This window comes from Rhabdothermincola salaria (assembly GCF_021246445.1).
GTDB classification, from domain to species: domain Bacteria; phylum Actinomycetota; class Acidimicrobiia; order Acidimicrobiales; family Acidimicrobilacustridaceae; genus Rhabdothermincola_A; species Rhabdothermincola_A salaria.
Map to the genome: position 1 here is coordinate 117,410 of NZ_JAJQXW010000002.1, position 14,012 is coordinate 131,421.

Genomic DNA, 14,012 nt, shown 5'->3' on the forward strand with positions numbered 1-14,012 from the left:
GGCGACGACGGTAGCCCCCACCGCTCGGCGGGTCGGGGCCGAGACGAGCGGGAGGTGATCAGTTGGGGATGCGCATCGGCGGGTCGCTGTCGGCGCCGACGCCGCGGCGGAGCGGCTCTCGCCCCACCGGCGGCGTCACGACCCGATCGGCCGCACGGGGCCGCAGCGGGCGCTCCAGCGGCAGCCCGTGGGTCACGGTCACCAGCTCACCGGCGTGGAGGAACTCGAGCGGCAGCCCGTCGAGCAGGCGGTAGCGGACGAGATCCGGCTCGATGACCACCTCCAGACGTCGCCCCCGGTACACCAGGCGGAACGTCATGCGTTCGAGCGGAGCCGGGAGGCACGGATCGAAGCGCAGGATGGGCCCGTGGTCACGCATCCCCCCGAAGCCGGCCACCACCGCCAACCATCCTCCGGCCAGAGCCGCCAGGTGGAGACCGTCGTCGGTGTTGCCGGCCACGTCGCGCAGGTCGACCAGGGCGCTCTCGCGGAGGTAGTCGTAGGCCAGGTCGACGTGGCCCACCTCGGCGGCCACGATCGCCTGGATGCACGCCGAGAGCGACGAGTCGCGCACGGTGATGGTCTCGTAGAAGGCGAAGTCCCGGGCCTTCTGCTCGTCGTCGAAGTGGTCGCCGCACGTGTACAGGGCGAAGACCAGGTCGGCCTGCTTCACGACCTGGCTGGAGTACAGCAGGTAGTAGGGGTAGTGCAACAGCAGCGGGAAGTACTCCGGGTCGGTGCCCGCGAAGTCCCAGCGCCGGTAGCGGGTGAACCCCTCCGACTGCGCCGTCACCCCCAGCTCCTCGTCGTAGGGCACGACGATCGCATCGGCCGCCTCGCACCAGGCCTGCACCTCGTCCTCGTCGACCCCGAGCTCCGCGGCGCGGTAGGGGTGGCGGCTGGCCACCTCGGCGGCGGCGCGCAGGTTCCGGGCGGCCATGAGGTTGGTGAAGGTGTTGTTGTCGACGAGCGCGGTGTACTCGTCGGGGCCGGTGACCCCGTCGATGCGGAAGCAGCCGGACGCGTCGTGGTGGCCGAGGGATCGCCACAGCCGGGCCGTCTCCACCAAGAGGTCGAGGCCGGGACCTCGCTCGAAGTCGTTGTCGCCCGTGGCGCCGACGTAGCGCCGCACCGCATCGGCGACCCCGGCGTTGAGGTGGAAGGCGGCGGTGCCCGCCGGCCAGTAGCCCGAGCACTCCTCGCCCCGGATCGTCCGCCACGGGAACGCCGCCCCGTCGAGGCCCAGCTCCTCGGCCCGAGCCCGTCCCTGGGGCAGGATCGAGTGGCGCCACAGGAGGGCGTCGCGAGCGACGTCCGGAGTGGCGTAGCTCAGGACCCGCAAGAGATAGGTATCCATGTCCCAGAAGGAGTGGCCGTCGTAGCCCCGACCGGTGAGGCCCTTGGCGGGTATGGCCCGGCGCTCCGCCCTGGCGGCCGACTGGACCACCTGGAAGATCCCGAAGCGCAGGGCCTGCTGCAGCTCGGGGTCGCCCTCGACCTCGATGTCGGCGCGATCCCACACGTCGTCGAGGAAGTCTCGCTGGGCCAGGCGCAGCCCCTCCCACCCACTGCGCTTGGCGGCCTCGACAGCGGCATCGACCTGGTCGCGCAGCGCCGGCATGGAGCGCTGGCTCGACCAGCCGTAGGCGACGAACTTGACCACCGAGAGGGTCTGGCCCGGTTCGAGCTCGGTGCTCACCGTGACGCGAGCCAGATCGGGGTCGCTCTCGGAGGCGGTGACCGTGCCCGACGGCCCGTCGATCACGTGGTCCATGCCGGCCGCCATGAGCAGCCCACTGGCCCGCGTGCGGTGCCCGAGGGCTGCCTCGAGGTCGTGGTGGGTGTGGTACTCCCCGACGAGCGGCGCCCGCAGAGCGGCCGCGGCACGCGGGTCGGCCACCTGATCGGGCACCGGCTCGTTGGCCACCAGGGTGGACTGCACGACGATGCGCAGCGGCTGATCGAGGGCCTGCACCTCGTACTGGATGGCCACGACGGCCCGGTGCGAGAACGAGACGAGGCGGGTGGAGTGGACCCGCACCCGCTTGCCGGCAGGGGACCGCCACTCGACGAGTCGGCGCAGGACGCCGTCGCGCATGTCGAGGCTGCGCTCGTGGCGCTCGAGCTCGCCGTGGCGCACGTCGAAGGGCTCGTCGTCGACCAGCAGCCGCAGGAGCTTGCCGTTGGTCACGTTGATGAGCGTCTGGCCCTCTTCGGGATAGCCGTAGCCACCCTCGGCGTAGGGCAGCGGGAGCGTCTCGAAGAAGGCGTTCAGGTACGTGCCCGGCGTGCCGTGCGGCTCGCCCTCGTCGAGGTTGCCCCGTATGCCCACGTGACCGTTGGACAGGGCGAAGATCGACTCCGTCTGGGCGAGGTGGTCGAAGGTGAGCTGTCGCTCGGTGATCGACCACGGCTCCACCTGGAACACTTCGGCGTCGATCACACTGCCTCCACGGCCGTCGCGGGTCAGCGACCGACGCTAGCGCCGCCCAACCCCCGCGAGCGCCACCCTCGCGTCGGCACCTCGACCCGGCGCCGAGGCGACGTGCGGTAGAACGGTCCGGTGACCTCCCCCGACGACGACCTGACGACCCTGGCCACGTGGTTGGAGCCGCGGCTGGGCGACGCCCGTGATCTGCGCCTCGAGGCCGCCGGCAAGCCGAGCAGCGGCTTCTCCGCCGAGACGACGATCCTCTCCGCCACCTGGACCGGTCCGGACGGCGCGCGGTCGGAGCGCCTCGTGCTGCGCCGGGAGACGCCGGACCCGCCGGTCTACCCCACACAGGTTCCCGGCCTCACCACCGAGGTCGACATCCAGTACCGCGTGATGGAGGCGCTGTCCCGGGCCGGCACCGTGCCCATCGCTCCCCTCCACGGCTACGAAGCCGACCCCGCGGTCCTCGGGGCGCCCTTCTTCGTGATGGGCTTCGTCGACGGGGTGGTGCCCATCGAGTCGCCCATGTACACCCTCGAGGGGTTCTTCACCGAGCTCGCCCCTGATCGTCGCCGGGTCATGCTCGACGCCGGGATGGCCGCCATGGCGGCCGTGCACGCGATCGACTGGCGCGGCGCCGGCCTCGACTGGTTGCTCGCCCCCGGCGCCTCCCCCGACACCACCCACCAACTCGACCTGTGGGAGGCCTACGGCGAGCGCGAGCTGGCCGGGCGCCACCACCCGGTGTGGGAACGGGGCCTGGCCTGGCTGAAGGCCGACGTGCCCGCCGGTTCGACCCCGGCGCTGTGCTGGGGCGACCCCCGCCCCGGCAACGTGATCTGGCGCGACGAGCAGCCCATCTGCCTCACCGACTTCGAGGCGGCCTGCCTCGCGCCACCCGAGGTCGACCTCGGCTGGTGGCTGATGTCGGATCGCTGGGCCCACGAGATCTCCGGGGTCGAGCGCCTCGACGGCGAGCCCACCCGCGCCCAGCAGACCGCCGCCTACGAGGCCGCCGCCGGCCGTTCGGTCGGCGGCACCACCTGGTGGGAGGTCTTCGCCGCGATGCGCTACACGGCGATCGTCGTGCGGGTCATGAACCGCATGGTCGACCGCGGGCACCTGCCGGCCGACCAGACCATCTGGCTGGAGAACCCGGCGGCCGCCTGCCTGGCCCACCTCCTCGAGGAGATCGACGCATGAGCACCGACCCCGCCCCCGGCACCATCCCCGACCACATCCCGGCCGCCACCGGCGAGGTGACCGCCGCCGACGACGACTTCCACCCGCCGACCACCGACGACCCGTTCTGGACCGAGACCTGCTGGTTCACCTTCACGGTCCCCGAACGCCGGCTGTCGGGTCAGCTCTACCCGTTCTTCCGACGCAACCAGGGCGTGATGTCCGCCGGTGTGTACGTCTGGGACGAGACCGGCCACGAGCTGTGGAACTGCCGCTACGCCAAGAACTTCTGGCACCTGCCCATCCCCGACGCCCCGCTCACCGACATCGAGATGCCCAACGGCATGCACTACCGCACCGTCGAGCCGCTGCAGCGCTACGAGCTGAACTTCGACGATCCCGACGCCGACGACCTGCACATCGCCCTGACCTTCGACGCGGTGGCCCGGCCCAACCTCCTGGGCAGCTCCCACCTCGACCAGCCCGGGCGCTACACCGGCACCATGACCCTCGACGGGGACACCTTCGCCGTCGACAGCTACGGGTTCCGGGACCGCTCGTGGGGGCCGCGCTCGCAGTTCGGCGACAGCCTGCACGGCGCCACCAACGGCGGGTACTCCTACGCCACCGCCTCCCCGACCGACGGCTTCCACGCCATCACCATGAACTACAGCGGCGATCCCTCGTCGGCCGATGGGTGCATCGGCATCCACGGCTACGTCATCCGCGACGGCGAGTGGGCCAGGCTCACGGGGGCGCGGCGCGAGGTGGTCGAGCGCGACACCGACACGGGCTTCCCGCGTCGCGTCCACCTCGACATCACCGACGAGCTCGGCCGGGAGCTGCACGCCGAAGGTCGCTGCCTCAACCAACTGGCGTTCCCCATCAACCCCAACCTGTTCACGGTGAACTGCCTCACGGAGTGGACCTTCGACGGGCTCACCGCCCACGGCGAGGACCACGACAACTGGTCGGCGGCCTCCATCCGTCGCTTCAACCGGTCCCGTCGCTCGACCTGAGGTCACCGCTCCGAGGTCGAGCGGTCCGAGGCCGGCCCCGCCGGGCGCGCCGCCTCGTCACGGCCGGCCACAAAACAGGACGGGTTCTGTCCCACGGGCACGGTAGGTTGCGACGCCCAGCCGGATCCCTCGCCGACGTCGCTCCCATGGCCCGATGTCGCGTGGGCACGAGACCGCGCCGAGCTGGCACCCCCCGCCCGGACCGATGAGTTCGGACCTCTGGACCAGTCGGAGTCGAACATGAACCAATCCCCCTACGCCGTGGAGGCCGTCGGCCTCACCAAGCGCTTCGGTGACACCGAGGCCCTGCGAGGCGTCGACCTCGCGGTCGAACCCGGCACCGTGCTGGGGCTGCTCGGGCCCAACGGCGCCGGCAAGACCACCACCGTGCGCATCCTCACCACGCTGCTCCGTCCGGATTCCGGGCGCGCCGTCATCGACGGCATCGACGTGGTGGCCGAACCACGGCGGGTGCGCGCCCGCATCGGCCTCACCGGCCAGTACGCCGCGGTCGACGAACGCCTCACCGGCGCCGAGAACCTCGAGCACGTCGGCCGCCTCTACCACCTGTCGGTGCCCGAAGCCCGCCGCCGCGGCACCGACCTGCTCGAGCGCTTCGACCTCGCCGACGCGGCCGGCCGCCAGGTCAAGGGCTACTCGGGCGGCATGCGCCGACGCCTCGACATCGCCATGAGCCTCATCTCGCGACCGGCCGTGCTCTTCCTCGACGAGCCCACCACGGGCCTCGACCCCCGCAGCCGCCTCGGCATGTGGGAGGTCATCGACGAGCTGGTGGCCGAGGGCACCACCACGTTGCTCACCACCCAGTACCTCGACGAGGCCGAGCGCCTGGCCAAGGACATCGTGGTCATCGACCACGGCACCGTGATCGCCCAGGGCACCTCCACCGAGCTCAAGTCGCAGTTCGGCGGCGAACGGCTCGAGGTCACGCTGGCCGACTCGGGCGACGTGGCCCGCACCGCCGAGCTCCTCCAGCACCGCTCGGTCGGCGCCGAGACCATCGACCCGGAGTCGCGCACCGTGGCCATCGGCGTCACCGACACCCACGGCATCGTCCCCCAGGTCGTCCGCCTCCTCGACGACCAGGGCATCGAGGTCCTCGACGTGGTGCTGCGCCACCCGACCCTCGACGACGTCTTCCTCCAGCTCACCGGCCGCCCGGCCGACGAGCCCGCCGACGACCCCACCCCTGCGGGAGCCACCCGATGACCACCGACCTCACCCTCGACTCCGGCACGGCGTCGCCGACGGCGGAGTCCGGCGATCTCACCCACGAGGTCCCCACCGGCCTCGTCTGGGCCTGGCGCGACAGCTGGACCGAGGCCATGCGCCACCTGCGCATCGTGCCTCGCAACCCGGACCTGCTGATCTTCGCCACCATCCAGCCGATCATGTTCGTGCTGCTGTTCAACTACGTGTTCGGCGGCGCCATCGGGGCCATCCCCGGCTACGACGACTACACGCAGTACCTGCTGCCCGGCGTGTTCGCCCAGACGGTGCTGTTCGGTTCGGCCTTCACCGGCATCGGCGTGGCCGAGGACATGACCAAGGGCATCATCGACCGCCTCCGGTCGCTGCCCATGTTCCAACCGGCGGTCCTGATCGGGCGCACGGTCTCCGACATCGTGCGCAACCTGTTCACCTTCGTGGTCATGCTCGTCGTCGGGTTGCTCATCGGGTTCCGCTTCGAGGGCGGGCTGGTCAACGCCCTGGGGGCCACGGTCCTGCTCCTCGGCTTCAGCTACGCCTTCTCGTGGGTCCAGGCCCTCATCGGCCTGTCGGTGAAGTCGGTCGAGGCGGCCAACTCCGCCGGGTTCATCTGGATGTTCCCCCTCACGTTCATCTCGTCGGCGTTCGTGAGCACCGAGACGATGCCGGACTGGTTGGGCACCATCGCCGACTGGAACCCCTTCACCCAGCTCACCAACGCCGCCCGCGCCCTGTACAACGGCAACGATCCCGGCTCGGCGCTGTGGATCTCGATCGCGTGGGCCATCGGGATCACGGTGGTCTTCGCCACCCTGGCGTCGCGCAAGTACAGCCGCTCCGCCTCACGCTGACACCGGCGTCACCGGTCCGGCCGACGCCGTCGTCCACGCGGTCCCGCCACGGCCCCCCGGCCTCGCCGGGGGGCCATGGCGCGCCCGATGGCGCCCGAGAACCCCAGGCGCCGTTACACTGCACAGCGTCGGTCCGGCTCACCGTTGCGCGCCAGGGGTGCACCGGACCCGCCGAGCGCCGCCGAGCCCTGTGCTCCACGGTGGCTCGACCAGCCCCTCCGGGCCGGTCGAACTCCCCCGCCCCGATTCGGGCGAGACGGGAGGCCGGGCGACCACATCCGATGCACGGCCGTTCACGTCGACGAGCGGCCCCCGGCCGGGGAGACCCTCCCGGCACCGGCCGGTCCACGCGCTGCCGGGGCGCGACGACGGGTCACCGACCCGAACAGAACGGAACGACACGAGTGGACCACGCTGCGAGCACGGCCGTCATGGGCGACGAGGACACGACCTCGTCGACGACCGCCGACGAGCACCGATCCGACCTCACCCACCCCGAAGACCCGGACGCACCGCCGGCCGGACCGCCGGCCCCCCGGCCCCTCCGCGAGGTGTTGGCCGACGGGGACCTGGCGCGTGACCCCGCGTTCGTCGCCCTCGTCGAGGCCCACGCATGGGGTGAGGCCGACGAGGCCGGCACCGCCGAGCTCGAGGCCCGCCCCCAGGCCTGGCAGCGCACCCTCCTCGACCTGCTCCACGAGACCGACGACTCCCTCGTGGGCCTGCGTCGGGGCCGTGGCCCCGAGGTCGCCCAGGCCGTCGCCGACCTCGAGGGCGAGCAACAGCGCCTCGAACGTGTCCTGCACCGGCTCCTCGGCATCGCCGAACCCGAGTCCGTGTCCGCCGCGCCCGAGTCTCTCGTGGGCCCGGTCGTGCTCCAGCTCACGTGGGCCGATCGCAAGCTCGTCGCCTGGGCCGGCGGACCCGGCCAGGACCCGGTCGATCGCGCCGGTCTCGACGACGCCCTGGCGGCCACGGCCGCGCCACCGGTGTGGGGCGACCGGGCCCCGCTGCAGCTCCCCGACGGCTCCGGCCGCTCGGCATCGGTCGAGTCGCAGGTCGGCGCCGTGCTGGGGTGGCTGCTGGCCGACTGCACCGACACCGACGTCCCCGGCCTCGGCCCCAGCGCCCGCTGGCTCGGCCACGTCGCCGCCTGGGCCGTCGAGCTCGTGGCCCACGGCGCCATGGTCCCCCACGTGCGCCGCCTGCACCGCAAGAGCCGCCAGAAGCCCTCCTACGTCGTCACCTGGACCCCGTCGCTCGTCGACGCCGAGCGCCTGCGGCGCACCGCCGAGGCCATGCCCGGTGCCGTCAGCGTGCTCAGCCCCGGGGTCGACGCCGCCACCGTCACCCGGGCCGTGCTGGCCGAGGTCGTCGACGTCGTGTGCCACGACGCCGCCAAGCGGGTCGAGGTGCCCGCCGTCCCGCCCGACATCCGCAATCCCGGCGAGCTGGCCGAGACCGTCATCGGCCACCTCGACGGCTCTTCCTTCGAAGCCCCCGCCGGCCTGGTCGGCGACCTGACCAACGCCCTCGACCGGTGGTCGTCACCGGTCACCTCCAAGGCCTACCGCCCCCTCGTGCTCAAGCTCGAGGCCCCCGACTCCGGCAACGCCTGGGACCTGGCGGTGTTCGCCCAGGGCTCGAACCAGCGCCTCACCCCCGTCGAGGTGGCCCTGGTCAACGCCGGCAACCAACGGCGCGAGATGGAGGCCAACCTGGTGCGCCTCGAGCGCCTCTTCGACCCGCTCACCCGCCCCGGCGGCCTGCGGCGGGGCGAGGTCGTGCTCAGCCAGGAAGAGGCCTGGGACCTCATGACCGTGACCGGTCCGATCCTGCGCGACGCCGGCTTCGACGTGCGCGTGCCGGCCCTCTCGCGCCGCAAGCCCACACCGTCGCTGCGGTTGTTCGCCGAGGGCGGCGAGACCGCGGTCGGCGCCAACCAGCTCGCCGACGTGCGTTGGACGGCGGTGTTCGACGACGTCGAGCTCACCGCCGCCGACATCCGCCGGCTGGCCGCCGAGGCCCGCCCGCTCGTACGGGTCGGCGGCCAGTGGGTGGCCATCGACCACGCCGACCTGGCCGCCGCCGCCGAGGCCCTGGCCGAGCGCTCCACCAAGACCCGCATGTCGGGCGCCGAGATGCTGCGCCAGGCGCTCGGCCTCGACGGCTCTCCGCTCGCCGGCGGGGTCTCCATCGCCGGGGAGGGATGGGCCGCCGACCTGCTGGCCAAAGCCTCCACGGCCACCCTCGAGCCGGCCACCGACCCCGAGGGCTTCGAGGGCGAGCTGCGCAGCTACCAGGGCGAGGCCCTGGCCTGGCTGCGGTTCCTCGACTCCGCCGGGCTGGGTGGCTGCCTGGCCCTCGACATGGGCCTGGGCAAGACCCCGACGATGCTGGCCCACCTGGTGGCCACCGCCGGGGAGGCCCCGGCCCTCGTCGTCGCCCCTCCTGCCGTGGTCGGCAACTGGGCCTCCGAGGCCCGCAAGTTCACCCCGGGCCTCAAGGTCGTGGTGCACCACGGCGCCTCTCGCTCCGGGGGCGAGTCCCTCGAGCGCGAGATCGACGGCGCCGACGTGGTCATCACCACCTACGCCACGGCGGTGCGCGACATCGAACAGCTCGAGAAGGTGGAGTTCGGCAAGGTCGTCCTCGACGAGGCCCAGGCCATCAAGAACCCGGCCAACGACACCTCCCAGCAGCTGCGTCGCCTCCAGGCCCGCACCCGGGTGGCCCTGACCGGCACCCCCATCGAGAACGGCCTGGGCGACCTGTGGGCCATCCTCGACTTCACCAACCCCGGCCTGGTGGGACCCCGCGCCCCGTTCGTGGCCTCGCTGTCGGCCAACGGCGGCGGCACCCGCGACGCCGCCGAGCGGGCCCTGCGTGCCCTCAACGGCATCCTGGTGTTCCGTCGCACCAAGGCCGAACCGGCGATCGCCGCCGAGCTGCCCGACCGGATCGACGAGCTCGACCACTGCTCGATGACGCCCGAGCAGATCGGCCTCTACCAGGCGGTCCTCGACGCCCTGGTCACCCAGTCGACCGTCGAAGAGGGGGCCGACAAGCGCAAGGGCCAGGTGCTGGCCGCCATCACCGCCCTCAAGCAGATCTGCAACCACCCGGTCGCCTACCGCCACGACGACGAGGCCCTCGACGGGCGGTCCGGCAAGCTGGCCCGCCTCGAGGAGATCGTCGAGGTGGTCTACGCCGCCGAGGAACGGGTCCTGGTGTTCACCCACTTCGCCGAGTGGGGCGTGAAGCTGGCCGAGCACCTCACGAAGCGCTTCGGCATCCCGGTGGGCTGCTACCACGGAGGTCTCTCCCGCGGCGCCCGCGACCAGCTCATCGCCGACTTCCAGGCGCTCGAGGGCCCCGGCGCCCTGGTGCTGTCGCTCAAGGCCGGTGGCACCGGGCTGAACCTCACCAACGCCAACCACGTGGTGCTCTACGACCGCTGGTGGAACCCGGCGGTCGAGGACCAGGCCCGCGACCGGGCCTGGCGCATCGGCCAGACCAAGACCGTGATCGCCCACCGCCTCGTGTGCCCCGGCACCGTCGACGAACGCGTCGAAGAGGTGGTGGCCGGCAAGCGCCACATCGCCGACCTCGTCCTGCCCAAGTCGAGCACCCTCGGCGACCTCGATCCCAGCCAGCTGAAGGTGGCCCTGGGCCTGCGCGGCGACGAGGTCCTCACCGACGACGATCCCCGACCAGGCGATCACGAGGGCACCACCACCGAGGAGGACGCCGCATGAGTCGCTCACGACGCGGCAACCGATCCCGCAAGGGGACGGCGAAGGCCCCTCTGGGCGAGGCGTTCTGGGGACGCGAGCCCGATGCCGAACCCGGTCCCATCCGGGTCTCGCCCGACCCATCGGCCATGATCCGTTCGCTCGGACCGCCACCGCTGAAGGGCCACGAGGTCGCCGCCGAGTACACCTTCCGCCTCGTCTACGACAAGGCGGCCGGCCTCGCCGGCACCCTGGCCGCCGCGGCCGAGCTCGACGGCGACCCCGACGACTCGCCCACCACCGAGACCGCCGACGCCTGATCCCCGGTCTCGGGCACTGCCCCGACGAGGGTGCTGCGAGGCGGTCGGTCGGGCGGTCGGCCTCCCGGATGCCACCATGGCTCGGTGACCACCAGGCGGCGCACGAGTCTCGGCCACGCCGTCGTGGCCGCCCCTGCTCCGGTCGGGACGGGGTCGTTCCACCGTGCAGGGGCGACGCGGGTCGCCGTGCTCGTCCTGCTCGCCGCGCTCGCTCTGCTCAGCGCCTGTGGGACGGGGCCCTCGTCGGCCTCCGATCCGCCGCCGGGCGGGGTGTCGGACTCCGCCCCGACCGACACCACGACGTCGACCACGACAGACGACGCCGCACCGCGGACGACACCGCCCTCGTCCGTGCCCGCCACGGAGGCTCCGGCGTTCGACGTGCGCACCGCACTCGAGCCGCTGGTGATCGACGACCGACCCCGGCCGGACCGCCCCTACCGGCGTGAGGAGTGGCGGCACTGGGAGGACCTGGACGGCGACGGCTGCCACGCCCGGGCCGAGGCGCTCATCTCCGCCTCAGTGGTGCCGGCCGCGGTGGCCGCCGGCTGCCGGGTCGTCGCCGGCGAGTGGGTCTCGCCCTACGACGGTGCGACCACGACGGACCCGGGGGCGGTGCAGATCGACCACCTGGTGCCGCTCCAGGACGCCTTCGTCTCGGGCGGCTGGCGTTGGGACGCCCCCCGACGACGCCTCTTCGCCAACGACCCGGCCGGGCTGGTGGCGGTGTCGGCCGCGTCGAACCAGTCCAAGGGGGCGCAGGCCCCCGACGAGTGGCGGCCGCCGGATCGCGCCGCCTGGTGCCCTTACGCGTTGGCCTGGCTGCACATGAAGGTCACCTACGACCTCACCGCCACCACCGCCGAACGCGACGCGCTGGGCCAGATGCTGGAAGGTTGCCCGCCGGGCATCGGACCCGATGCCCGCCCCGGTGTCCGCCCGGGCAGTCCGGCACCCACCGTCCCCGTCGCCCCCACCACCGCACCGCCGGGGGCCGAGCCGTACTACGCCAACTGCGACGCCGCCCGCGCCGCCGGGGTGGCCCCGATCCTTCGGGGCCAGCCGGGCTACCGCGATCGCCTCGACGGCGACGGCGACGGCGTGGCCTGCGAGTAGCGGCAGGACGTCCCGTCGGCCCGTCGTGGCGTCCGCTCAGCCGGTCGTGCGCCGCTCGGCCAGACGGGCCTGGGCCCGGGCGTCGCGCTCGGCGACCTCCCCGGCGAGCTCGTCGAGCTGGGTGCGCATGGCGTCGGACAGGCGGGGATCGCCGAGCGCGAGGATGCGCACGGCCAGGAGCCCGGCGTTGGCGGCGCCGTCGACGGCCATGGTGGCCACCGGCACCCCCTTGGGCATCTGCACGATGGAGAGCAGCGAGTCGAGCCCGTCGAGGCGCTTGAGCGCCACCGGCACCCCGATCACCGGCAGGTGCGTGGCCGAGGCGATCATGCCCGGCAGGTGGGCGGCGCCGCCGGCGCCGGCGATGATCACCTCGATGCCGGCCTCGGCGGCTCCCTGGGCGAAGGCCAACATCCCGGCGCTGTCCCGGTGGGCGGACACGACCTTCACGACGTGATCGACGCCGAAGCGCTCGAGCACCTCGACGGCGCCTTCCATGACCGCCAGGTCGGAGTCGCTGCCCATCACCACTGCGACGCTCATCGGCGGTCGTCTCCTCGCGCTCGGCTGTCGGACGGACCCTTCGACCGGCCGCGACCCCAGCCTGGCACGCCGAGCTCAGGCACCGTCGACCAGCGCCGCGGCCGCGGCCCGCGCCCGGGCCAGCACCGTCTCGGGGTCGTCGCCGCACACGGTGACGTGGCCGAGCTTGCGCCCCGGCCGGTGGTCCTTGCCGTAGAGGTGGATCTTGGCCTCGGGATGGGCCAGGGCGGCCCGTAGCGCCTGCGCCGGGTCGGGGGCCTCGGGACCGCCGAGCACGTTGACCATGGCGGCCGCCGGTACGCGGAGGGCGGGCGAGCCGAGGGGGAGGCCGAGCACCGACCGTAGGTGGTTCTCGAACTGGGACGTGTCGCACGCCTCGATGCTGTAGTGCCCCGAGTTGTGGGCCCGAGGGGCGAGCTCGTTGACCAGCACCTCGCCACCGACCCAGAAGAACTCCACGGCCAGCATCCCGACCGCGTCCACCGCCTCGGCCACCTGCTCGGCCAACTGCCGGGCCCGCTGCTCCACCTCGTCGGGGAGCCCCGAGGGAGCGACCACGGCATGGCAGATGCCGTCGCGCTGGTAGGTGCGCACCGCCGGGTAGGTGACGGTGCGGCCGTCGGGGGTACGGGCCACCTGCACCGCCAGCTCGGCGGCGAGGTCGAGCACCGGCTCCACGACGAGAGGGACGCCGTCGGGGAGGCCGGCGAGCACGGGTGCCGCCTCTTCGGCCCCGGCGAGCCACCACACCCCGCGGCCGTCGTAGCCGCCTCGGGCGGCCTTGACGACGAGCGGCCAGCCGAAGCGCTCGCCGAACCCCGCCACCTCCTCGACCGTGCGGGCCAGACCGTGGTCGGGCACGGGGATGGCGGCGGCGACCATGGCGGCGCGCTGAGCGGCCTTGTCGGCGGCGATGGCCAGCGTCGCCGATCCCGGGTGGACGGTGTGGCCCGCCGCCTCCCATCGGGCGACGATGGCCGAGTCGACCAGCTCGTGGTCGAAGGTGATGACGTCGGCGCCGTCGGCCGCCGCGGCCACGACCGCGTCGTCGTCCCAGTCGCCCACGACCGACCGGGGGATGACCGCGGTGGCGCAGTCCGACGGCGTGGCGGCCAGCACTCGCAGCTCGATGTCGAGGGCGGCAGCGGGGGCGGCGGTCATGCGCGCCAGCTGCCCGGCACCCACCACCACCACCGAGGGCCGGTCGCCCCGGTACGCTCCGGACGTGCTCACGTGCCCACCGCCGTCAGGTGACGCCTCATGAGCGACACGCCTGCTGCCAGCTGGACCTTCCTCACCAACCATGCCCACGTCCTGATCTGTATCGCCCAGGACCCCGAGTCCCGGTTGCGTGACATCGCCGAGCGCGTGGGTATCACCGAGCGCTCGACGCAGTCGATCGTGGCAGATCTGGTGGACGGGGGGTATCTGACGCGACGGCGGGTGGGCCGCCGCAACCACTACGAGGTCATCGCCGACCGCCCGCTGCGCCATCCCATCGAGCGCGACCACCAGATCGGCCAGCTGCTCGAGCTGGTGGGGCTCGACGCGTCACGCTGAGGCGACGCTCCCCGCCGACGTCG

General features: G+C 72.9%; 11 protein-coding genes. 8 read left to right on the plus strand and 3 right to left on the minus strand.

The window, feature by feature from the left end; genetic code table 11:
* Positions 1 to 58 precede the first annotated feature (58 nt).
* On the minus strand, positions 59 to 2,443 hold the full coding sequence (locus LUW87_RS09820) for a glycoside hydrolase family 65 protein (RefSeq protein WP_232670999.1): 2,385 nt from the start codon (positions 2,441 to 2,443) through the stop codon (positions 59 to 61).
* Between the two features lie 120 nt (positions 2,444 to 2,563).
* On the opposite strand from LUW87_RS09820, the gene LUW87_RS09825 reads away from it, so the two are divergent.
* From LUW87_RS09825 to LUW87_RS19220, 7 genes are all read left to right on the plus strand, one after another.
* Positions 2,564 to 3,637 carry a phosphotransferase family protein gene (locus tag LUW87_RS09825; RefSeq protein ID WP_232671000.1) on the plus strand — a complete coding sequence of 358 codons (1,074 nt, stop codon included), beginning with the start codon at positions 2,564 to 2,566 and terminating at the stop codon, positions 3,635 to 3,637.
* Positions 3,634 to 4,635 carry a DUF7064 domain-containing protein gene (locus tag LUW87_RS09830; RefSeq protein WP_232671676.1) on the plus strand — a complete coding sequence of 334 codons (1,002 nt, stop codon included), beginning with the start codon at positions 3,634 to 3,636 and terminating at the stop codon, positions 4,633 to 4,635. The genes LUW87_RS09825 and LUW87_RS09830 overlap by 4 nt, the downstream gene beginning before the upstream one ends.
* 240 nt (positions 4,636 to 4,875) lie before the next feature.
* Positions 4,876 to 5,865, plus strand: coding sequence for an ATP-binding cassette domain-containing protein (locus tag LUW87_RS09835; RefSeq protein ID WP_232671001.1), 990 nt, complete (start codon positions 4,876 to 4,878; stop codon positions 5,863 to 5,865).
* Positions 5,862 to 6,716, plus strand: a complete 855-nt coding sequence (locus LUW87_RS09840; protein ID WP_232671002.1) for an ABC transporter permease — start codon at positions 5,862 to 5,864, stop codon at positions 6,714 to 6,716. Before LUW87_RS09835 ends, LUW87_RS09840 begins: the two co-directional genes overlap by 4 nt.
* Before the next feature lie 431 nt (positions 6,717 to 7,147).
* A complete protein-coding gene (locus tag LUW87_RS09845; RefSeq protein WP_232671003.1) occupies positions 7,148 to 10,474 on the plus strand; it encodes a DEAD/DEAH box helicase in 3,327 nt (1,108 codons plus the stop codon).
* Positions 10,471 to 10,770, plus strand: coding sequence for a hypothetical protein (locus tag LUW87_RS09850; RefSeq protein WP_232671004.1), 300 nt, complete (start codon positions 10,471 to 10,473; stop codon positions 10,768 to 10,770). The genes LUW87_RS09845 and LUW87_RS09850 overlap by 4 nt, the downstream gene beginning before the upstream one ends.
* Positions 10,771 to 11,121: 351 nt before the next feature.
* Positions 11,122 to 11,886 carry an excalibur calcium-binding domain-containing protein gene (locus LUW87_RS19220; RefSeq protein ID WP_232671005.1) on the plus strand — a complete coding sequence of 255 codons (765 nt, stop codon included), beginning with the start codon at positions 11,122 to 11,124 and terminating at the stop codon, positions 11,884 to 11,886.
* Positions 11,887 to 11,922: 36 nt separating this feature from the next.
* Here LUW87_RS19220 and purE read toward each other — a convergent pair whose 3' ends face one another.
* Together purE and LUW87_RS09865 are read right to left on the minus strand one after the other, a co-directional pair.
* The gene (gene purE, locus LUW87_RS09860) at positions 11,923 to 12,429 is read right to left on the minus strand and encodes a 5-(carboxyamino)imidazole ribonucleotide mutase (RefSeq protein ID WP_346742437.1); all 507 of its coding nucleotides are present in this window, start codon (positions 12,427 to 12,429) and stop codon (positions 11,923 to 11,925) included.
* A 75-nt stretch (positions 12,430 to 12,504) separates the two neighbouring features.
* Entirely contained in the window at positions 12,505 to 13,662 is a 1,158-nt protein-coding gene (locus tag LUW87_RS09865) for a 5-(carboxyamino)imidazole ribonucleotide synthase (protein ID WP_232671006.1), read from the minus strand.
* Positions 13,663 to 13,689: 27 nt separating this feature from the next.
* Here LUW87_RS09865 and LUW87_RS09870 point away from each other — a divergent pair, with 27 nt between their 5' ends.
* Positions 13,690 to 13,989 (plus strand): helix-turn-helix transcriptional regulator, encoded by a 300-nt coding sequence (locus LUW87_RS09870; RefSeq protein WP_232671007.1) that lies wholly within the window; start codon positions 13,690 to 13,692, stop codon positions 13,987 to 13,989.
* The last annotated feature ends 23 nt before the right edge of the window (positions 13,990 to 14,012 follow it).

Coding starts and splice junctions, on each gene's coding strand:
- LUW87_RS09830 (WP_232671676.1), top strand. CDS start 3,634: ATGAGCACCGACCCCGCCCCCGGCACCATCCCCGACCACATCCCGGCC.
- LUW87_RS09835 (WP_232671001.1), top strand. CDS start 4,876: ATGAACCAATCCCCCTACGCCGTGGAGGCCGTCGGCCTCACCAAGCGC.
- LUW87_RS09840 (WP_232671002.1), top strand. CDS start 5,862: ATGACCACCGACCTCACCCTCGACTCCGGCACGGCGTCGCCGACGGCG.
- LUW87_RS09845 (WP_232671003.1), top strand. CDS start 7,148: ATGGGCGACGAGGACACGACCTCGTCGACGACCGCCGACGAGCACCGA.
- LUW87_RS09850 (WP_232671004.1), top strand. CDS start 10,471: ATGAGTCGCTCACGACGCGGCAACCGATCCCGCAAGGGGACGGCGAAG.
- purE (WP_346742437.1), bottom strand. CDS start 12,429: ATGAGCGTCGCAGTGGTGATGGGCAGCGACTCCGACCTGGCGGTCATG.
- LUW87_RS09870 (WP_232671007.1), top strand. CDS start 13,690: ATGAGCGACACGCCTGCTGCCAGCTGGACCTTCCTCACCAACCATGCC.